Source organism: Pantoea sp. (assembly GCF_028283705.1).
GTDB lineage: Bacteria > Pseudomonadota > Gammaproteobacteria > Enterobacterales > Enterobacteriaceae > Pantoea.
This window is the reverse complement of record NZ_JAPWKD010000018.1, coordinates 90,528-109,422: the sequence shown is the minus strand read 5'-3', so window position 1 is coordinate 109,422 and position 18,895 is coordinate 90,528. Positions and strand designations below refer to the sequence as shown.

Here is an 18,895-nt window from a genome sequence, read left to right as displayed (position 1 = left end):
GGGTCGGCATCAATGCCGACCCGGTTACGGTTATCGCAGTGGGTTAACTCAGGCGCTGTTTACTGCGCACCAGCGCGATACCACTCAGCAATGCCACTGCCATCAGATAATAGCTCGGTGCCAGGCTGGTGCCGGTCGCGCTAATCAGCAGAGTACAAATCAGCGGCGCAAAACCACCAAACACCGTCACCGCGATGTTATAGCTGATAGCCATGCCACTGGCGCGGGTACCCACCGGAAACAGGTCAGCCATCACCGAAGGTACCGTCGAGAAATACACCGACTTCAGCAGCGCCATCCAACCCACCAGCAGAATCAGCGTCGTCGGGGTGGTGTGGTTCACCACCATCTTAAACGCCGGATAGATGGTCACCAGCAGCAGAATAAGCGATCCCCACATCAACGGCACACGCCCGACTTTCTCAGCCCACAGCCCCATCAGCGGCGTAACCACGGTCAGAATCACCCCGGCCAGCAGCGTGGCAGTGAAGGCCGCCGCCCCCGGCAGATGCAGCGTTTTGGTGGCATAGGTCGGCACATAGTTGAGCATGTAGTTGACCGCAGTGGAGATCACCATCAACCCGATTGCCAGCAGCATCAGCTCTTTCTGGCGGCCAAACAGGCGCTTCAGCGGTGCCGCTTCCGGCTGTTGTGCAGCGAAGCTGGCCGGTTCATGCACATGGCGACGGATATAAATACCCAGCGGACCGATCAGCAAACCAAACGCGAACGGAATACGCCAGCCCCACTCCTGAATCTGGCTCTCGGTGAGGATCTGCGTCAGACCCAGACCAAACGCCGACGCCATCAGGGTGCTCGCCCCCTGGGTGGCGAACTGCCAGCTGGCGATAAAGGCTTTGCGCTCTGGAAAATGCTCAACCAGGAACGCCGTCGAGCTACCGAACTCGCCACCGGCGGAGAATCCCTGAATCAGGCGCGCCAGCAGAATCAGTACCGGGGCAATCAGGCCAATCGAGGCGTAACCCGGCATAAAGGTAATAATCGCTCCGCCCAGCATCATCAGGTTGATCGACAGCAGCAGCGCCTTTTTACGGCCATGACGATCGGCGTAGTTGCCCAGCACAATCGCCCCCAGCGGACGAATCAGGAAAGAAACGCCGAAGCTGCCAAAGGTCAGCAGCAGCGATACCGAGGGATCGCTGGTCGGGAAGAAAGCATGGGCGATATAACTGGCGAAGAAGCCATATACCGCAATGTCGAACCACTCCAGTGCATTGCCGATACAGGTGGCAAACAGCGTTTTATGCAGGCTGGGTTTGACCACGCTGGCCGGTGCGCTTTGGCTAAGGCTGCTCATTTGGCACCTCCGGCATGGGCACGGTGACGGGCTATCAGTTCCTCGCCCTGCTCACCCAAATCCCACAGCAGGCGCGTCATGATTTGCAGACCCTCACGCGCAATGGATTTCAGCATATGCTCGTTGACGCCATGCTGACCGCAGGCCGGATACGAGTGCGGCACCCACAACGTCGGCAGGCCGAGGATATCGGAGAACACTTCGTTCGGCAGTGAGCCACCGAGATTCGGCAACAGCGCCGGTTTTTTCCCGCTGATCTCCGCCATGCTTGCCAGCACCCAGTGCACCAGCGGATCGGTGGGATCAAGGCGCGTGGCTGGCGATCCGCGCATAAACTCCACTTTTACTTGATCAAAGCCATGTTGTTGCAGATGCGCCTCGATGTGCTGTACCAGGTTTTGCCAGTCAGTCCCGACGACAAAACGCAGCTGACAAACTGCGCTGGCCTCACCAGGAATGGCGTTCATCGGCCGTGCCGGATTGCCGGTGAGAAACGCCAGCACTTCCAGCGTGTTCCAGCCATACAGGCGTTCGGTTGGCGTCAGTCCTGGCTCACCCCAGTTAACCTCAATCTGCGGGTCGCCTGGCATGCCCCCTACTTCGATATCACTCAGAATGGCACGCACTTCATCCGTCAGTGAGGTCGGTTTCAGCGCCGCCACCTGCAATACGCCATTGGCGTTCACCAGCGAGGCAATCGCATTCGCCAGCTGAGTACCGGGGTTGGTCAGCAGACCGCCCCAGTTGCCGGAGTGGTAGGCATTGTCGCGTGCGTTAATGGTAAGACGAAAGTTGACGCAGCCGCGCGAACCAAGGAACAGCGTCGGGCGTACCGCATTGAGGCGCGGGCCGTCAGAGGCGATAAACAGGTCCGCTTGCAGCAATTCACCGTGTTCCTGGCACAGCTGCGCCAGCCCCGGCGAGCTGATCTCTTCGCCCATTTCAAACAGCATTTTACAGTTAAAGCCAAGCCGTCCGCCGCGCACCTTGAAGACCTGTTCCAGCGCCGCCAGATTGACGCAGTGCTGACCTTTATTATCAGCGCTGCCGCGACCGTACCAGCGATCGCCCTCTTCGGTCAGCTGCCACGGTGATAATCCGTCACGCCAGTTTTCATCATCGCCAAATACCACATCGCCGTGACCGTAACTCAGCAGCGTTGGCAGGGCCGGATTCTCCATACGCACCGCAACCAGGAATGGACGCTGGGCGGTGACCGGGTTGTCGATAAAGTGCAGCGTAAACCCGAGTGCCGCCAGTTGCGGCCCGATTTCCTGATGCAGGTAGTGATGCAGTTCGTCATCGCGATCCGCACGCTGGCTTTCAGTCACCAGCGCCACGCGGCGCGCCAGTAATTGCTGGAATTCCCCGCTGTCGAAATAGTCGCTGGCCTGATTAACGACCTGTTGTACCGTCATGTTTGCCCTGTCTTTTGTTGGTTTTATCATCATCCTTATCTTTGCGGAAAGGCTGATTTGCCACAATTATCAATTTATCGAGTAAGATTTGCTTTTAAAGCAAAGGTTAGCTGCCCGATTACGAGGCATGCACCATCAGGAGGCAGGTCAGTGCTCAGCAGTGAAATTCGTTATTTTATGGCGGTTGCCAATGCCGGATCGCTCAGCGCGGCCAGCGAGCAGTTGTTTGTCGCCATTTCGGCGATCAGCCGCCAGATTCAGCGGCTGGAAACTGAAGTCGGTGTGCCGCTGTTTGACCGCCACGCCCGTGGCATGGTGCTGAACGAAGCCGGAGAAATCTTTGCCCATCATGTGCGGAAAAATATGCTGGATATGGAATATGCCCTGGCGGAAATTAAGGGACTCACCGCCGTGCGCCGCACGCAGATTCGAGTGGCCTGCACCGATGGCATGGCGTTTACCCTGCTGCCGCGTCTGTTTGCCGAGTTCCGCGCCAGTAACCCAGGCGTGCTGTTCAGCCTGAAAGTGGCCAGCACCCAGGGCGTGGCTGAGTTAATTCGTAACGGCGAGTGTGATCTGGCGTTGCAGTTCAGCCTGTATGCCGAGCGAGGCGTTGAAGTCATCGGCTCCTGGCCCGCGCCAGTGCAGCTGGTGATGCATCATAACCATCCACTGGCGCAGGCTGATGAGGTGACGCTGGCTGACCTGGGCCAATATCCGCTGGCGTTACCGGAGCAAAACACCACAGTGCGCCAGTTGTTTGATCTTTCCTGCCATATGAGTGGCTATGTTATCGAACCGGTGCTGACCTGCGATAACTTCTCCACCCTGTTCCATTTTCTGCTGCGAACACCGCTGGCGGTCACCATTTGTAGCCCGTTTACCGTGTTGTATGAGGCGCAAACTCACGGGTTGCTATTGCGCTCGGTGCGCATTGATCAATTGAACCAGCGAACGCTGCAATTGCAGACATTATCAGGACGGCCGCGTAGTGCCGCCCTGAATTTGTTCCTCGATTTTCTGCACCAGCAGCTGAACACACTGGAACAATCGAGCGGTTAAAATCCGATTTCTCGCGATTAGTTGACTTCGATGAGTCTGCATCGTTATACAAGGCATTAATTAATAATTTGATTTAGTCGTTCTGCGAACGAACGCCCCGTTAAATTGATAAGGACTCCCGATGACAGATCAACTCGCCCGCCAGCTGACTCAGCGGTTTTACCGTTATCTGGCCATTTCCAGCCAGAGCGATGCCAAATCCACTACGCTTCCGAGTACCCCCTCACAACATGCCATGGCTGAGCTGCTGGCAGCAGAGCTGCGCGAGCTGGGGCTGGAAGAGATCGTCATCGACCAACATGCCACGGTAACAGCATTGAAGCGCGGTAATCGCCCTGAAGCCCCACGCATCGGGTTTATCACCCATATCGATACTGTTGATGTCGGGTTGTCGGCGGATATCCACCCACAAACCTTAACCTTTACCGGCGACGACCTGTGCCTGAATGCCGTGCAGGATATCTGGCTGCGCGTGGCTGAGCATCCTGAAATCGTACCCTACCTCGGCCAGCAAATTATCTTTAGCGACGGTACCAGTGTACTCGGTGCAGACAACAAAGCGGCGGTGGCGGTGGTGATGACGCTGATGGAGAATTTACAGGGTGATCATGGCGATATCGTGGTGGCCTTTGTACCCGACGAGGAAATTGGCCTGCGTGGTGCCAAAGCGCTCGATCTGGAACAACGTTTTGACGTCGATTTTGCCTGGACCATCGACTGCTGCGAGCTGGGCGAAGTGGTCTACGAAAACTTCAATGCCGCCGCTGCTGAGATTATTTTTACTGGCGTTCCGGCACACCCGATGTCCGGCAAAGGCGTGCTGGTGAATCCGCTGCTGATGGCGCATGACTTTATCCAGCGGTTCGATCGCCAGGCGACGCCGGAGCACACCGAAGGACGCGAAGGCTATATCTGGTTTAACGATATGCAGGCCAATGCCAGCCGTGCGGTGCTGAAAGCATCGATTCGTGATTTTGATCTCAATGGCTTCGATGCGAAGAAGCAGCAACTGGTGGAAATCGCCGATGAGATTGCCGCACAGTATCCCACCGGACTGGTGGCGCTGAGCATCAATGATGTCTACAGCAATATCAGCAATGCTATCGGTGAAGATCGGCGAGCGATTGATTTGATATTTGCCGCACTGGCGCAGCTGGGGATTGAACCGAAGGTGATTCCGATGCGAGGGGGTACTGATGGGGCAGCGCTATCGGCTAAAGGCTTGCTGACACCGAATTTCTTTACCGGTGCACACAACTTTCATTCGCGTTTTGAATTCCTGCCGGTGCCGTCGTTTGTGAAGTCGTATCAGGTTGCGGAAGCCTTGTGTTATCTGGCAGCCAGATAAACTCGCGCAATACGGTGTGCATCATTATTGATGCACACCGTAATAGGTTATTTCGCCACGCTAACGTCGATACCCGGGAAGAATTTCGCCGCCAGTTTGGTCACGGTGCCATCAGTCTGCACTTTGGTGATCGCCGCATCCAGCTCCTGCTTCAGCCTGGCGTCACCCTTACGCAGGCCAAAACCGATGCCTGAGCCGAGGATAGTATCGTCTTCCACTGGCTTGCCAACGAAAGCAAAACCTTTGCCCTGCGGCTTATCAAGGAAGCCGGACTGACCCGCGGCTGACATCACCAGCGTGCCATCCAGACGCCCGGCGACCATGTCGTTATACACCTGGTTTTGATCCTGATAGGACGTTACGGTCACGCCCTCCGGCTCCCAATGCTTTTTGGCATAGGTTTCCTGGATGGAACCCTGCAATACGCCGATGTTTTTCCCTTTCAGCGATTCTGCAGTCGGCAGCAGACCCTGGCCCTCTTTCGCCACCAGCATGGTCGGAATACGGTAAATCGGTTTGGTGAAGTCGATGCTTTTCGCGCGTGCTTCGGTGATGTTCATCGCTGAGTTGATGGCATCAAATTTCTTGGCCTGCAACGCCGGGATCAGGGCATCAAAGCTGCTTTCGACCCAGCTGCATTTGAAGTTTCCGCTCTGGCAAATGGCTTTACCCAGCTCAATATCGAAGCCTTCCAGCTCGCCCTGGGCGTTGCGGCTTTCAAACGGTGGGTACTGTGATTCCAGACCGTAGCGTAAGGTCTCCTGGGCGAATGCATGCACAGAGGTCATCATGCCCAGCGCCACAAAAAGTACGTTTAATTTTTTCATTGTTATACCCCTAAGTTACCCTTTGACCCGGCAGAGTGCTTCTGCTCCGGCCTGTAATGTCGCGTCGTCTTTGGCAAACGACAGACGGATTAATTTATTGTCTGTGCCATCCATATAAAACGCCGACAACGGAATGGTCGCCACACCGCTCTCGACGATGAGACGTTTTACCATTTCGCTATCACTTTCGTCACTGAAATGTCCGTAACTGGCTAAAACAAAGAAGGAACCGGCGCACGGCAGCAGTTTAAACGGCGAATCCGCCATCAATGACATCAGACGATCGCGCTTCTGCTGGTAGAACGGCGACAGTTGCAGATAATTTTCCGGATGTTGCAGGTAATGGGCGAAACCCACCTGCATCGGGGTATCGGCAGCATACATCATAAACTGATGTACCTTGACGATTTCCGTCATCAGCGCGGCCGGTGCCAGCGCATAACCGACGCGCCAGCCGGTGACGTGAAAGGTTTTGCCAAAGGAAGAGACAATCACACTGCGCTGCGCCAGCTCCGGATGCGTCGCCATACCGCAATGCGGACGACCATCAAACACGATGTGTTCGTACACTTCGTCGGACAACACCACGATATCGGTATTACGCGTCAGTGCTGCCAGCTGATCCAGATCCGCCGGGGTTAACACCTGCGCACTCGGGTTGTGTGGCGTGTTGATGATGATCATGCGGGTACGTGGCGTAATGGTGGCTCGCAGTTCGTCCCAGTTGATGGCAAAATCCGGCACCTGCAATTTCAGGCCAATCGGCTTACCACCCTGCAAACGGACCACCGGCGCATAGCTGTCGAAGGCCGGTTCGAAGAAAATCACTTCATCACCTGGATGCACCAGCGCGGAAATCGCCATATAAATACCCTGGCTGGCGCTGCCGGTGATCAGCACTTCACTGCCGACATCGTACTGCTGGCCATACAAAGTATGCACTTTCTGCGCCAGCGCTTCTTTCAGTGCAGGCAGGCCCGTCAGCGGCGCGTACTGGTTATGACCCTCGCGCATCGCTTTGCTGACCAGCTCGACCAACTGTGGATCGCAAGGGAAATTCGGTGCGCCCTGTGACAGGTTGATGGCTTTATGCTGCGCCGAAAGCTGACCAATCACACTGAAAATAGTGGTGCCAACATCGGGTAATTTTGAAGAGGTCTGAACACTTGATTGAAGAGACATCGTAACTCCGCCAGATAGGTTGCATAACCACGTAATAAAATCAGATTTCTATTCAACGGCCTGCTGCTTGAGTCCACAAGCGAATTGTTGTCATAATAGCCATGACTTAAAATCATAGCTTGAGGCTGTTATGTCCCGCTCTGCTCTGCCGCTCAACGCCATTCACGCCTTTCTGGTCACGGCGCGTCACCTTAATTTGACGCGTGCCGCCAGTGAGCTTTGCATTACGCAGGGCGCGGTCAGCCGCAAAATTGCCGCACTGGAGAGCTGGCTGGGATTCGCATTATTCGAACGACACGCACGTGGGCTGCATCTGACCTCGCAGGGGGCGGCGCTGCTGCCTGAGCTGCAACAGGGATTCGCCATGCTGGTCAATGCCACAGAAAAAGCCAGCCGCAGCAATGTCTCGATACGCCTGAAAGCTCCCACCTGTGCCATGCGCTGGCTGGTGCCGCGTCTGGTGGCGCTGGAGCAACAGCGACCGGACATCCATGTAGCGCTCACCACCACCCTCGATCATGCCTCGCAACTGGATAACTTCGATGCGGCGATTGTCTACGGCATTGCCCCCGCCGAGGCCATCCATTTATTCGATGAGCGTCTTACCCCGGTGCTGGCCAGCAGCGTCACGCCGCCCGCTAGCGTGGCTGCCCTGTCCCGCTTCACCTTTTTACATCCCACCAATGACACCCGCGACTGGCAATTGTGGCTGCATGCACAGCAGGCCAGTGTTCCGATGGCGCGCAACCAGCATTTTGCCACCATGGATCTGGCGATCAGTGCGGCGATTCAGGGGTTTGGTGTGACGGTGGCGGATGTGTCGCTGGTGCAGAATGATCTGGTAAATGGTCGGTTGATCGCCCCGTTTGACCACTGCGTCTCTACCGGGGCGAGTTATAGCTTATTACAGCGAGCGGAACGTGATGCGCCACCCTTCCTGCAGGAACTGGTGGCGTGGTTGTGTCAGCCTCAGAATGAAACCCATTCGTCGGTGCTGGCGGATTTGGATTGAGCTACCGGCGGCGCGTTGAGCGCCGGACGGCGTAACACAGGCCCAGCCGGTGGTTTGGCCGTGACCGTAACCGGGGTGCTTGGCGCAAGGCGGAATTTCGCCACTGACGCCTGCAACTCTTCGGTCTGACGTTCCAGCGCGCTGGCCGCCGCAGAAACCTCTTCAACCAGTGACGCGTTCTGCTGTGTCACGCTGTCCATCTCCGTCACTGCCGTGCCCACCTGCGAAATCCCTTTGCTTTGTTCTTCCGAGGCAGCGGCGATGTGCTTCATGATCTCATTCACATCCTGAACCGATTTCAGGATGTCATTCATGGTATGACCGGCATTGTTCACCAGCTCTGAGCCTTTACCGACGCGCTGTACCGAATCTTCAATCAGGGTAGCAATCTCTTTCGCCGCATTGGCGCTGCGCTGGGCGAGGTTACGCACTTCGCTGGCAACTACGGCAAAACCACGTCCCTGTTCACCGGCACGCGCAGCTTCCACCGCTGCATTGAGTGCCAGAATATTGGTCTGGAAGGCAATGCTATTGATGACGTTGGTGATTTCAGCGATTTTCTTCGAACTGCCGGAAATCCCTTCCATAGTGGTCACCACTTCACCCACCAGACGGCCCCCCTGCTGTGCGGTCCCGGTGGCGGTTTCCGCCAGTGAACTGGCCTGACGCGCGTTGTCGGCGTTAAATTTCACCGTGGCGGTCAACTGCTCCATGCTGGCAGCGGTTTGCTCCAGCGCGGCAGCCTGCTCTTCGGTGCGGGAAGAGAGATCGTTGTTGCCTGCGGAAATTTCCGCCGCACCACGGTAAATGTTTTCCGTACCGCTGCGAATGGCGCTCACCGCTTCACGCAGGCTGTCCTGCATCGCGCGCAGTAACGGCACCAGTTTGCCCACACAGTTGCGGCCAAACTCCTGCACCGGCTGGCTGAGATCGCCCTGAGCGATAATGGCGAAGTGATCGCGAATCTTATCCAGCGGCTTAACCAGCATGGTGACGAGGTAGCGATCGGTAAACAGCAGGATCAACAGCCCCACCACTACCGCCGCCAGAATAATGACCTTCGTCACGTTAGTCAGTTTATCGACGTTGACACGCGTTTCATCCAGCTTGATAGCCGCCGCCTGATTAAAACTCTCTGCGCTGGCACCAAACGCACGGCTCAACGCCGGTGTGACATTATTGGCCTGCGCACGGTAAGCCTCCAGTGTGCCCTGCTGCGCCAGCGCGACCTGCGGCGCAATCCCTTCATCCAGCAGTTTTTGCCAGTTGGCGATCACGCTATTGGCAGTGTCCGCATCCATCGGCCCGGGAGCCATCGATTTAAACTGTTCCAGCTGCTGCTTCATGCTGTCCAGTGCCTGCTGTACCGGCCCGAATGCATCGGCCGGAGGTGTGGCACCTGAGGCACGGATTTCCATCACGCGCGACATGCGTGTGACCACACGAAAATATTGATCGTTGCCTTTGCTCAGCACCGTCATCTGATTGACCAACTGACGATCAACCTCGTTGCCGTCACCCAGAGCGTTTAGCGAGTGCACGCTAAATAGGCCGACGACGCACCACAGCAGGCAGAACAGCCCAAGAATGGTTAGCATGACGGCACGAATAGTAAAATTTTTTAAGATACCCATACGAAATCCCTTGATGTGAAACGCAATGGAGGCCCGATAAAATCGGGCATATTGCGTTTATCGGCAGTCGATTCAGAAAATGTACTGGTTTAGTAAGCTAATTAATTGCTGGATCGGCCACAGATACAAAAGGATTGTCTGAGCTAAATCAGAGGGATGCGGAAAAATTTGCCTTAAAAAAACGTTTGCGGAATTTAATCATTAGCAGGTTAATTAAAGTTTCACCATGCTGCGCATCATCAGGCGGAACAAGCGCAGTCGCCCACGCATAAAACGAGGCTGTAACCGCAGGGGATTGTCTTTATCCTGGCCAAACACCAGCGTCACATCTTCACTGGCACGCCAGGCGGGCCAGGCAACGTCACCCTGCAACTGATGGCTGAACTCATTGGCGTCCCGGGCAAACGTCACCCAAAAGGCGCTGACTTTGGCGGCAAAGGCATGGTCGGCTGCGGTATAACTGCGCCCTTCTGGCGGAGGCAGCGACTGCAGCGTATTAAAGACATAGGGGATTTCATTGCCGTGCCAGGCACCGTGAGGATAGAGATCGCGTGATTGTTCGGAAACATAATCGAACCAGTAACGCCAACCAGGCATACCAATATTATGTTGCGCTTTAACGATCAACAACGGCATCACCGTAAAGGCCATATCACGCGCCACGGCACGTCCCAGCAGGGCGTCATCATGAAGATCGTACAGCCACTTAATCACCCGATAGCTGAAGCGATTTTTACGTCGCAGCTGCTGAAGCACCTGGGTGGCATCGACACCAAAATACTCAAGCACGCTGGCTTCATCGCTATTGCTGCCAATCATCAAGGGCACCCGGTGCTGTTTGCCCGCCAGAAAAGTGGCCAGCATCGGCCGGGGCAACACCGTATCGCCACTGATCGGCACTGGCCCCAGCGCCAGCGGGCGTTGCAACGGCCAGAACGCCTCCGCAGGCAACTCGCGTAACTCGGAGGCAGAAGCGTCCTCCGTCAGCCCGAAATGCGCCACCACCTTTTTGCCCGCCTGCTGCGCTTCCGCACGCGGAATATCCGGCAGGCTATAGGCGCTCTGCACAATGCCTTTGTGGAACAATCCCTCGGCCAGCGGGGAACAACATAAAGACAATACGCTACGCGCCCCCGATGACTCACCAAACAAGGTGATATTGTGGCGATCGCCGCCAAATGCCGGGATATTGCGCTGCACCCATTGCAATGCCGCAATCTGATCGAGCAACGCGAAGTTATTCACCATGCCGCCATCGGGATATTCCGCATCCAGTGCCGGGTGGGAAAAAAAACCGAAATGCCCGAGGCGATAATTGAGAGTGACCACCACCACGCCCTGCGCGGCCAGCGCTTTGCCACGATAAGGATCGAGGCTGCCCGCGCCAATAGCAAATCCGCCGCCATGCAGCCACACCATAACCGGCAGCGGTCTGGAGGGGTCGATATCAGGCGTCCAGATATTCAGATAAAGGCAATCTTCGCTAAAACGCCCCGGATCACCGCCACCTGCCGCGACGCAGTAGTCCCGATTTTGCCAGCTGGCATCGCCCCATGCTGTGGCATCATGCACCCCCTGCCAGGGTTGCAGCGGCTGTGGTGGCCTCCAACGCAAGGCGCCAACCGGAGGGGCGGCATAGGGTATCCCCTTGAAGACAAAAAGATCATCATCCATTGTGCCTCTGAGTTCACCTTCCGCTGTCACGATCCTCAGACGTCGTTCGTTTTTCATCTCGGCTTCCCTGATCATGGATTCCTCCATTATTTGCAGGCCCGGCGTGATTGTCCATGTTGCTGAGGAATTTGCAGATTAAGCCGAAAACCCGCACGCGAGATTCAACATCCCATTCTGATTTTTTGTCGGGTTGCCATTTACCGATTAGATTTAATGTTACAGGTTGATCTGGCGAAATGGAGAAGCGCAATGTTCGGTGGCATTAATCAGCTGTTTACCCGGATGTGTGATCATCCGGACTTCGCTAAATTGTTGCTCCGCCTGACGTTTGGCGGATTACTGTTGTTTCATGGTGAATTTAAAGTCGTTCACGGTGTGGCATGGATTGAGCATCTGCTCACCGTCAGAGGTATGCCTGGCTTCATCGCATACGGTGCTTATATCGGGGAAATTCTGGCACCCGTGATGATGATCATTGGTTTCATGACCCGCCCTGCGGCGTTCATTATCGTGATCAACATGATTGTCGCTACGTTGCTGGTCAAAATGGGCGTGGTCTGGCACCTGACAGATGTGGGTGCATGGTCGCTGGAGACGGAAGCCCTTTACACACTTGGCGCACTCGCCATTATGTTTCTGGGGGCCGGAAAATACTCGCTGGTGCGGACTCCGCGCCTGCAATAATGATACCAAGCCGGTCCGCAGACCGGCTCTTTTTATGCCAATCCGCAGCGTACCAGACTGCGCTGCTGCATCTGCTGATACAACACCATTTCATCCTGCACCGCTGCACCCAGCGCGTTTTCAAATGCTTCACGGCTGGCATAGCCCGCACTGCGTACCTGGGCTTCATCCCCCAGATTAGACTGGAAAATCCCCGCTGCGCTTACCGGTAAAAAATCTTCATAAGTGATGGGTTCTGCCAGCAATCGACCTTCTTTCATCAGCTGCTCCATACTCTCTTCCGCACGCGGAGGAGACTGGACCCCCTTTTCCGTTAGCCGATAGCGGAACCATGCCAGCTGCTGTTCCCGCAGGCTGGTTTCATCATCAGGGAAGTCACTGAACACCGCAGCCAGATGTTGCTGATGGTGCTGATTATCAGGACCGGTTCCCGCTTCGGCCAGCAACTTATCATACAGCGCACGGCCTTTCGGCGTCAGCGCCACGCCACGCTGCTCGATTTCGCCGAACCGGGCGGTGTGCGTCCCCTGAAAGCCATCCTGAAAATGAACCGGCTCTTCCAGCGCCTTGAAGCTGGTCTGGCGCAACAGAATCGGCACCTGACGTTGCGGTGGGCCTTCGATCAGCGTTTTAGGATCGATACCGCGTGACGGCATCAGCGCCTGCACACGGTCAATATCCAGCGTGCGCGGGGTCAGGTGGTTGATATGACAACCGCGGAAACACACCACATCGGCGATCAAACGATGTTGCTGGCTCAGCGCACGATAGGTGGCGCTGTCTACCGTGGTATGCGCATGCCAGCGGAAGGTTTCCAGCGCTTCTTTGACAAATAACGCAGCATCGGCAGCGGTAAGCCCCCCCTGCTGCTGGTGTTTCGCAATCAGCGCCCGGCAGCCTGGGGTAAAAATATCGCGTGCCGCGAGGATAGCGGCAGCTTTGGCACGCAGCGCCTCATCGTTAATCAACTCCAGCCGCAACAGTGAGGTAAAAACGCGGAAGGGATTGCGCCGCAGCGCACTATCGCTGACAGGGCGAAACGCGGTGGAGTGCACCGGCACGCCAGCCTGTGACAGATCGTAGTACCCCACCGGATACATCCCCATGACGGCAAACATCTGCCGCAACAGGCTTAACTCCGCAGCCGTACCCACACGGATGGCACCATGACGCTCCACGCTTAAGCGGCTGAGTTCATCGGCAGCCGCCAGACGATTTTTCAGGGCGGGATTGGCTTCCAGCGTCCGTTCGTTAACGGCGCTGACCAGTTGCGTCAGAGTGCCATATTGCGGCACCTCTTGCTGGTACATCGCCGACATGGCCTGAGAAAACAGCGTGCGAATGGCATCACTGGCGAGAAAGTTGTCCATGATTATCACCTCGGGCTAAAGGGTTGTTGCTACTGTAGATCAACCGTTTAACACCGGGTAACAATTTCGTGGAACTGTGATCTCGCCTGCTTACTCTGGATCGCCAAAGCGAAATTTCAGGACCAGCATCACCGTGGTTAACGCCGCCGGGAATGCCAGCATCAGAAAGATATGACTGAATGACCAGCCGAGCGACAGCAATTCCGCGCCAACAAAGGCACTCAGGATGGCACCGACGCGCCCTACGCCATGCATCCAGCTGGAACCGGTCGCACGCGCATGGGTGGGATAATAACTGGCAGCAAGCGCGTTCATGCCGGTATTGGCGCCGTTAAAACAAAAGCCGCTGCAAAAGGCGATGCCACTCATCAATCCGACCTCGGCCGGGGAGAAGCCGAGGACGATAATCGCGATACCGCCACAAAAATAGATCACTGCCAGCGCCAGGTTGGCATTGACGCGGTCCATCAGCCAGCCAGCGAACAGTGAACCCAGGGTGCCGCCAGCCTGGTACATCGCGGTGATGATTGCGGCTTCGGTAACCGACATCCCCAGCGTATTCACCAGTGACGGCAGCCAGCTGCCAATCAAATAAACCAGGAACAGCCCCATAAAATAACCGCCCCACAGCATCAGGCTGCCAAACAGGTAACGGCGGGACACTACGGTGGCTATCGCGCCATGACGTGCTGCGGGTGGCTCGGCACTGTGAAAATGGCTATTGGCTTGCACTGCGCCCGGCATCATACGATCGAGAATGGCATGTATCCGCGCCGCAGGTGCCCGACGACTGATAAGAAAACGCACCGATTCCGGTAAACCGTGTAGCAGGAAAGGCAGTACCACCAGCGGCAGCACACCGCCGAGCAACATCACCGCATGCCAGTTATACCGCGGCAGCAACCAGGAGGCGGCAAAACCACCCGAGGCGGCACCGAAGGTGAAACCGCAAAATACCACGGTGATAATGAAGGAGCGACGGCGTTCAGGGGCGTATTCCGCCACCAGCGTACCCACGTTGGGCATGGCCGCGCCAAGGCCTAATCCGGTCAGGAAACGGAACAACATCATCTGTTCGATGTTTTGTGCCATCGCAGTGGCCAGCGTCCATATGCCGAAGAACAGTACGCTTTGCAGAATCAGCAGGCGGCGACCAAAACGGTCGGCCAGTGGCCCCGCCACCACAGCACCCATAGCCAGCCCCACCAATGCGGCGCTGATGACCATGCCGAGTTGATGATTGCTGACTCCCCAGGCGGCTTTGAGCGTCGGTGCGATAAAGCCCATCAGTGCGATATCCATACCGTCCAGCGCCACAACAATGAAGCAGAGTGCAATCAGGCGCTTTTGCCAGCTACTTAATGCGCTCTGATTAATGAGCTGGCGGACATCTACTGCTTCAACGCTGGTCACGTCTGAACCCCTGCTTCGGCTTACCGATTTAAACATCAGTTTTGGTAAAAAAAACGGCGCTTATGATAGCTCATCGTTAACAATAGCGGGCAGTAATTTTGAATGTAATTGAGAATTATTCAGGATTTGTGATCTTAACCCTCTGATATTACAGGCGGTGATAATGTATCAGGCAGCTTAATATGCGGTATTTCCCATGATTACAGCGACTTATGCGTTTAGCACAATACAATCTAAAATTGTTAATATAATTTTGCAGCCAGGTTAACAAAATTTCAGTTTGCCAGTTGCCTGCACGCTGGAAATCTCATTAAGTGTGAGGTTATGGACAAAAATATCCTTTTCAATCAGCGCATTCGCTTGCGCCACTTACATACCTTTGTTGCGGTAGCGCAGCAGGGCACCCTTGGCCGGGCAGCAGAGACTCTCAGCCTGAGCCAGCCTGCGCTATCGAAAACCCTCAACGAGCTGGAGGAACTGGCAGGTGCCCGTTTATTTGAACGTGGCAGACTCGGTGCGCAACTCACCACCCTGGGGGAACAATTTCTTACTCATGCGGTGAAGGTGCTGGATGCATTGAATCATGCCGGGCAGAGCTTCAACGCCCCGCTGCCAGGACGCCCAATGGTGATTCGTCTTGGCGCGCTGACGACGGCAGCGATGGGCATGCTGCCGCAAATTCTCGATCGTTTTCATCAGCAGCAACCCAACACCACGGTTCAGGTCGCGACCTTGCATAACAACGTACTGCTGGCGGGTTTACGGGCCGGAGAATTTGATATCGGTATTGGCCGCATGGCCGACAGCGAAATGATGGCTGGCCTGACTTATGAGTTGCTGTTTCTGGAGTCGCTGAAGCTGGTAGTGCGCCCGGAACATCCGTTATTAGGTGACAACGTCACACTATCACGCGCCATGCAATGGCCGGTGGTGATCTCCCCGGAGGGCACAGCACCACGCCGTATCGCCCAGCAGATGCTGGATGAACAGGACTGCTCCCTGCCCGCCAACTGCGTTGAAACCTCTTCCACCTCACTGGCGCGTCAGCTGGCGCTGCGTTACGACTATGTGTGGTTTGTGCCGTCCGGAGCCATTAAAGAAGATTTGAGCCATAACGCGCTCTGCGCCCTGCCCATCAGTTCCGTTGGACCTGGCGAGCCGGTGGGTATTATCACTCGCACCGGTAATACATTAAGCCTGAGCGCAGAAGTCTTAATGGCGACGATCCGTAAGTTCCACAGCTAGCGGCTGCGCTTGGCATGCCGTTCGCGGTTATCCAGGCGCGCCTTATCAGTTTTACGTAATCCAACGTAGAGCGCTCCCGCGCCGCCGTGCTGCGGTTGCGCCACGCAAAAGGTTTGCACTTCATCAAACTGTTGCAGCCAGCGAGCGAGGTAACTGCGCACGATATTGGCGTGCGATTCATCCTCCCGCCCCTTACCGTGAATGATCAGCAGATTGCGTAACCCCTGCTTGCGCGCCTGCATCATAAAGCTGAACAACGACTGGCGGCAGGTTTCTACCGGCTGACGCAGCAGATTGAGACTGGCATCCAGTGGGTATTTGCCCAGCCGCAGCTTATCCAGCACCCCTTGCTGGATACCGTCGGCTTTGTACTCCAGCGGCGTCCCCAGGGAAATAATCTCCAGAAAGCCACGCGTGAGAAAGTTTTCCTGTTCATCATTGCGTTGTGGCACCCGCGGCGCTTTGGTGGACGGTGTACGCAGCCACTGGGTATTGGCGCAATCTTTCAACGGTGTTACATCACCCATGGCATCCCGGAAAAGGTCATCATCATCAAGGTTCATGGTTTATTCCCACATAACAATTTAGCGAAGAAAGAGTAGCAAAAGCTTTCTGGCATCACATCTGTCACTTTTTGTACAAAAATCCAGCAACGGGTGGTGCAAAAAAAGTGTCAACAAATCGTTCCAGATCAAAAAACACCCTTGCGGAATTTATAGGCAAATAGCGGAATTAGCGCTGATCAACTATTTTTGCGTCACCCCCACTTTTTTTGAGGATTATTACTGCTCGGATGAGTGCCCTTTGCACGGAAAAATGTTAAAATTGACCACAGTCAATAATCATCGAGCGTAGACATTATGATCCCGGAAAAACGCAGCATTCGACGTATTCAGTCTGGCGGTTGTGCCATCCATTGTCAGGATTGCAGTATCAGCCAGTTGTGTATTCCCTTCACGCTGAACGAGCACGAACTGGATCAGCTGGATAATATCATCGAACGCAAAAAGCCGATTCAGAAAGGCCAGACATTGTTCAAAGCCGGTGATGAACTGAAATCTTTATACGCTATTCGCTCTGGCACCATCAAAAGTTACACCATCACTGAACAGGGTGACGAACAGATTACCGGCTTCCATCTGGCAGGTGATTTGGTAGGTTTTGACGCCATTGTCAGCGCCCATCACCCCAGCTTTGCCCAGGCACTGGAAACCGCGATGGTGTGCGAGATCCCGTTTGAGACTCTCGACGATTTGTCCGGAAAAATGCCTGCCCTGCGTCAGCAGATGATGCGCCTGATGAGTGGCGAGATTAAGGGCGATCAGGACATGATTCTGTTGCTGTCGAAAAAGAACGCTGAAGAACGCCTGGCAGCCTTTATCTGGAACCTGTCACGCCGCTTCGGTCAGCGCGGTTTTTCCCAGCGCGAGTTCCGGTTGACCATGACGCGTGGCGATATTGGTAACTATCTGGGACTAACCGTAGAAACCATCAGCCGTTTACTCGGTCGTTTCCAGAAAAGTGGCATGCTGGCGGTAAAAGGCAAATATATCACTATTGAAAACCATGCTTTGCTGGCAGAACTTGCTGGTCAGACTGAGCAGGCTGCCTGACACTCAGCCGGATCGATAAATGTTATTTTATTGATCCGGCAACAACTTTTTCCCTTCTGCACTGTCCTAACTTAGGCTATCTTTATCCCAACTTGCTTTGGTTTTGAGGAGATTGCCTTATGTCCCGGTACCAAAATATTCTGGTCGCGATTGATGCACAGCAGGACGATCAACCCGCGCTGCGGCGTGCGGTTTATCTCAATCAACGCATCGGCGGAAAAATCAAAGCTTTCCTGCCTATCTATGATTTTTCATACGAAATGACCACGCTGCTGTCGCCAGATGAGCGTGGCAATATGCGCAAAGGCGTGATAAGCCAGCGTACCGAGTGGATCCGTGAACAAGCCCACGCCTATTTAGAGGCGGGGGTCGATATTGAAATCAAGGTGATCTGGCATAACCGCCCCTTTGAAGCGATTATTCATGAGGTCATGACCCATCAGCACGACCTGGTGCTGAAGATGGCGCACCAGCACGATCGGCTGGAAGCGGTGATCTTCACCCCCACCGACTGGCATCTGCTGCGTAAATGCCCTTGCCCGGTGTGGATGGTTAAAGACCAGCCGTGGCCGGAAGGCGGCAAAGCGCTGGTGGCAGTGAACCTCGCCAGCGAAGAACCTCATCATGATGCCCTCAACCAAAAGTTGATTCAGGAAACCACGGTGCTGGCGGAAATGGTTAACCATACCGAAGTGCATCTGGTGGGTGCCTACCCGATTACCCCGATAAACATCGCTATCGAACTGCCGGACTTCGATCCCAGCGTTTACAACGATGCGATTCGCGGTCAGCATCTGGTGGCGATGAAAGCGCTGCGGCAGAAGTTTTCCATCAGTGAAGAGTTCACCCATGTGGCAAAAGGTTTGCCGGAAGAAGTGATCCCCGATATCGCAGCTCATCTGGGCGCGGGAATTGTGGTGCTGGGCACCATTGGCCGTACCGGATTATCTGCGGCGTTCCTCGGTAATACCGCTGAACAGGTGATCGACCATCTGCGTTGCGATTTGCTGGCGATTAAGCCGGATGACTTTAAATCACCCCTCGAACTCGATGATGATGACGAAGAAGACGACGACGAATAAAAATGATAAGGGC

16 protein-coding genes are annotated in these 18,895 nt (G+C 55.2%); 7 read left to right on the top strand and 9 right to left on the bottom strand.

Going from position 1 to position 18,895, the window contains the following annotated elements; translation table 11 throughout:
- Positions 1 to 43: 43 nt before the first annotated feature.
- Together PW844_RS15985 and PW844_RS15980 are read right to left on the bottom strand one after the other, a co-directional pair.
- Positions 44 to 1,318 carry an MFS transporter gene (locus PW844_RS15985; protein WP_299453715.1) on the bottom strand — a complete coding sequence of 425 codons (1,275 nt, stop codon included), beginning with the start codon at positions 1,316 to 1,318 and terminating at the stop codon, positions 44 to 46.
- Positions 1,315 to 2,736: a M20 family metallopeptidase gene (locus PW844_RS15980; RefSeq protein ID WP_299453712.1), complete on the bottom strand. Its 1,422-nt coding sequence runs from the start codon at positions 2,734 to 2,736 to the stop codon at positions 1,315 to 1,317. Before PW844_RS15980 ends, PW844_RS15985 begins: the two co-directional genes overlap by 4 nt.
- Before the next feature lie 150 nt (positions 2,737 to 2,886).
- Here PW844_RS15980 and PW844_RS15975 point away from each other — a divergent pair, with 150 nt between their 5' ends.
- Positions 2,887 to 3,798 carry a LysR family transcriptional regulator gene (locus tag PW844_RS15975; RefSeq protein WP_299453709.1) on the top strand — a complete coding sequence of 304 codons (912 nt, stop codon included), beginning with the start codon at positions 2,887 to 2,889 and terminating at the stop codon, positions 3,796 to 3,798.
- Between the two features lie 121 nt (positions 3,799 to 3,919).
- On the top strand, positions 3,920 to 5,146 hold the full coding sequence (gene pepT / locus PW844_RS15970; RefSeq protein WP_299453706.1) for a peptidase T: 1,227 nt from the start codon (positions 3,920 to 3,922) through the stop codon (positions 5,144 to 5,146).
- A gap of 47 nt (positions 5,147 to 5,193) precedes the next feature.
- Here pepT and PW844_RS15965 read toward each other — a convergent pair whose 3' ends face one another.
- Together PW844_RS15965 and PW844_RS15960 are read right to left on the bottom strand one after the other, a co-directional pair.
- The gene (locus PW844_RS15965; protein WP_299453703.1) at positions 5,194 to 5,973 is read right to left on the bottom strand and encodes a transporter substrate-binding domain-containing protein; all 780 of its coding nucleotides are present in this window, start codon (positions 5,971 to 5,973) and stop codon (positions 5,194 to 5,196) included.
- Positions 5,974 to 5,988: 15 nt separating this feature from the next.
- Positions 5,989 to 7,155: a methionine aminotransferase gene (locus PW844_RS15960; RefSeq protein WP_299453700.1), complete on the bottom strand. Its 1,167-nt coding sequence runs from the start codon at positions 7,153 to 7,155 to the stop codon at positions 5,989 to 5,991.
- A 130-nt stretch (positions 7,156 to 7,285) separates the two neighbouring features.
- Between PW844_RS15960 and PW844_RS15955 the strand changes: the two genes are divergently transcribed.
- Complete coding sequence (locus PW844_RS15955) at positions 7,286 to 8,167, top strand: LysR substrate-binding domain-containing protein (protein WP_299453698.1); 882 nt, start codon at positions 7,286 to 7,288, stop codon at positions 8,165 to 8,167.
- On the opposite strand, the gene PW844_RS15950 is transcribed toward PW844_RS15955, so the two are convergent.
- Both PW844_RS15950 and PW844_RS15945 read right to left on the bottom strand, forming a co-directional pair.
- Complete coding sequence (locus tag PW844_RS15950; RefSeq protein ID WP_299453695.1) at positions 8,125 to 9,801, bottom strand: methyl-accepting chemotaxis protein; 1,677 nt, start codon at positions 9,799 to 9,801, stop codon at positions 8,125 to 8,127. The two genes, PW844_RS15955 and PW844_RS15950, sit on opposite strands and share 43 nt — an antisense overlap.
- A 213-nt stretch (positions 9,802 to 10,014) precedes the next feature.
- A complete protein-coding gene (locus PW844_RS15945; protein ID WP_299453692.1) occupies positions 10,015 to 11,532 on the bottom strand; it encodes a carboxylesterase/lipase family protein in 1,518 nt (505 codons plus the stop codon).
- Between the two features lie 192 nt (positions 11,533 to 11,724).
- Between PW844_RS15945 and PW844_RS15940 the strand changes: the two genes are divergently transcribed.
- Entirely contained in the window at positions 11,725 to 12,159 is a 435-nt protein-coding gene (locus PW844_RS15940; RefSeq protein ID WP_084874956.1) for a DoxX family protein, read from the top strand.
- 32 nt (positions 12,160 to 12,191) lie between these two features.
- Here PW844_RS15940 and PW844_RS15935 read toward each other — a convergent pair whose 3' ends face one another.
- Together PW844_RS15935 and PW844_RS15930 are read right to left on the bottom strand one after the other, a co-directional pair.
- A complete protein-coding gene (locus PW844_RS15935; RefSeq protein WP_299453689.1) occupies positions 12,192 to 13,529 on the bottom strand; it encodes a VOC family protein in 1,338 nt (445 codons plus the stop codon).
- Between the two features lie 90 nt (positions 13,530 to 13,619).
- Positions 13,620 to 14,942 carry an aromatic acid/H+ symport family MFS transporter gene (locus tag PW844_RS15930; RefSeq protein ID WP_299453686.1) on the bottom strand — a complete coding sequence of 441 codons (1,323 nt, stop codon included), beginning with the start codon at positions 14,940 to 14,942 and terminating at the stop codon, positions 13,620 to 13,622.
- A gap of 324 nt (positions 14,943 to 15,266) precedes the next feature.
- On the opposite strand from PW844_RS15930, the gene PW844_RS15925 reads away from it, so the two are divergent.
- Entirely contained in the window at positions 15,267 to 16,187 is a 921-nt protein-coding gene (locus PW844_RS15925; protein WP_299453684.1) for a LysR substrate-binding domain-containing protein, read from the top strand.
- On the opposite strand, the gene smrA is transcribed toward PW844_RS15925, so the two are convergent.
- Positions 16,184 to 16,750: a DNA endonuclease SmrA gene (gene smrA, locus PW844_RS15920; protein ID WP_299453682.1), complete on the bottom strand. Its 567-nt coding sequence runs from the start codon at positions 16,748 to 16,750 to the stop codon at positions 16,184 to 16,186. The genes PW844_RS15925 and smrA overlap by 4 nt on opposite strands.
- Positions 16,751 to 17,047: 297 nt before the next feature.
- On the opposite strand from smrA, the gene PW844_RS15915 reads away from it, so the two are divergent.
- Together PW844_RS15915 and uspE are read left to right on the top strand one after the other, a co-directional pair.
- The gene (locus PW844_RS15915) at positions 17,048 to 17,800 is read left to right on the top strand and encodes an FNR family transcription factor (protein WP_084874964.1); all 753 of its coding nucleotides are present in this window, start codon (positions 17,048 to 17,050) and stop codon (positions 17,798 to 17,800) included.
- A 119-nt stretch (positions 17,801 to 17,919) separates the two neighbouring features.
- Positions 17,920 to 18,882, top strand: a complete 963-nt coding sequence (uspE, locus tag PW844_RS15910) for a universal stress protein UspE (RefSeq protein ID WP_299453669.1) — start codon at positions 17,920 to 17,922, stop codon at positions 18,880 to 18,882.
- Positions 18,883 to 18,895: the final 13 nt, after the last annotated feature.

Bases quoted from the DNA above. Each gene is read 5' to 3' on its own strand.
- pepT (WP_299453706.1), top strand. From the start codon at position 3,920: ATGACAGATCAACTCGCCCGCCAGCTGACTCAGCGGTTTTACCGTTAT.
- PW844_RS15945 (WP_299453692.1), bottom strand. From the start codon at position 11,532: ATGAAAAACGAACGACGTCTGAGGATCGTGACAGCGGAAGGTGAACTC.
- PW844_RS15985 (WP_299453715.1), bottom strand. From the start codon at position 1,318: ATGAGCAGCCTTAGCCAAAGCGCACCGGCCAGCGTGGTCAAACCCAGC.
- PW844_RS15955 (WP_299453698.1), top strand. From the start codon at position 7,286: ATGTCCCGCTCTGCTCTGCCGCTCAACGCCATTCACGCCTTTCTGGTC.
- PW844_RS15980 (WP_299453712.1), bottom strand. From the start codon at position 2,736: ATGACGGTACAACAGGTCGTTAATCAGGCCAGCGACTATTTCGACAGC.
- uspE (WP_299453669.1), top strand. From the start codon at position 17,920: ATGTCCCGGTACCAAAATATTCTGGTCGCGATTGATGCACAGCAGGAC.
- PW844_RS15935 (WP_299453689.1), bottom strand. From the start codon at position 13,529: ATGGACAACTTTCTCGCCAGTGATGCCATTCGCACGCTGTTTTCTCAG.
- PW844_RS15925 (WP_299453684.1), top strand. From the start codon at position 15,267: ATGGACAAAAATATCCTTTTCAATCAGCGCATTCGCTTGCGCCACTTA.
- PW844_RS15940 (WP_084874956.1), top strand. From the start codon at position 11,725: ATGTTCGGTGGCATTAATCAGCTGTTTACCCGGATGTGTGATCATCCG.
- PW844_RS15950 (WP_299453695.1), bottom strand. From the start codon at position 9,801: ATGGGTATCTTAAAAAATTTTACTATTCGTGCCGTCATGCTAACCATT.
- PW844_RS15915 (WP_084874964.1), top strand. From the start codon at position 17,048: ATGATCCCGGAAAAACGCAGCATTCGACGTATTCAGTCTGGCGGTTGT.
- smrA (WP_299453682.1), bottom strand. From the start codon at position 16,750: ATGAACCTTGATGATGATGACCTTTTCCGGGATGCCATGGGTGATGTA.
- PW844_RS15960 (WP_299453700.1), bottom strand. From the start codon at position 7,155: ATGTCTCTTCAATCAAGTGTTCAGACCTCTTCAAAATTACCCGATGTT.
- PW844_RS15965 (WP_299453703.1), bottom strand. From the start codon at position 5,973: ATGAAAAAATTAAACGTACTTTTTGTGGCGCTGGGCATGATGACCTCT.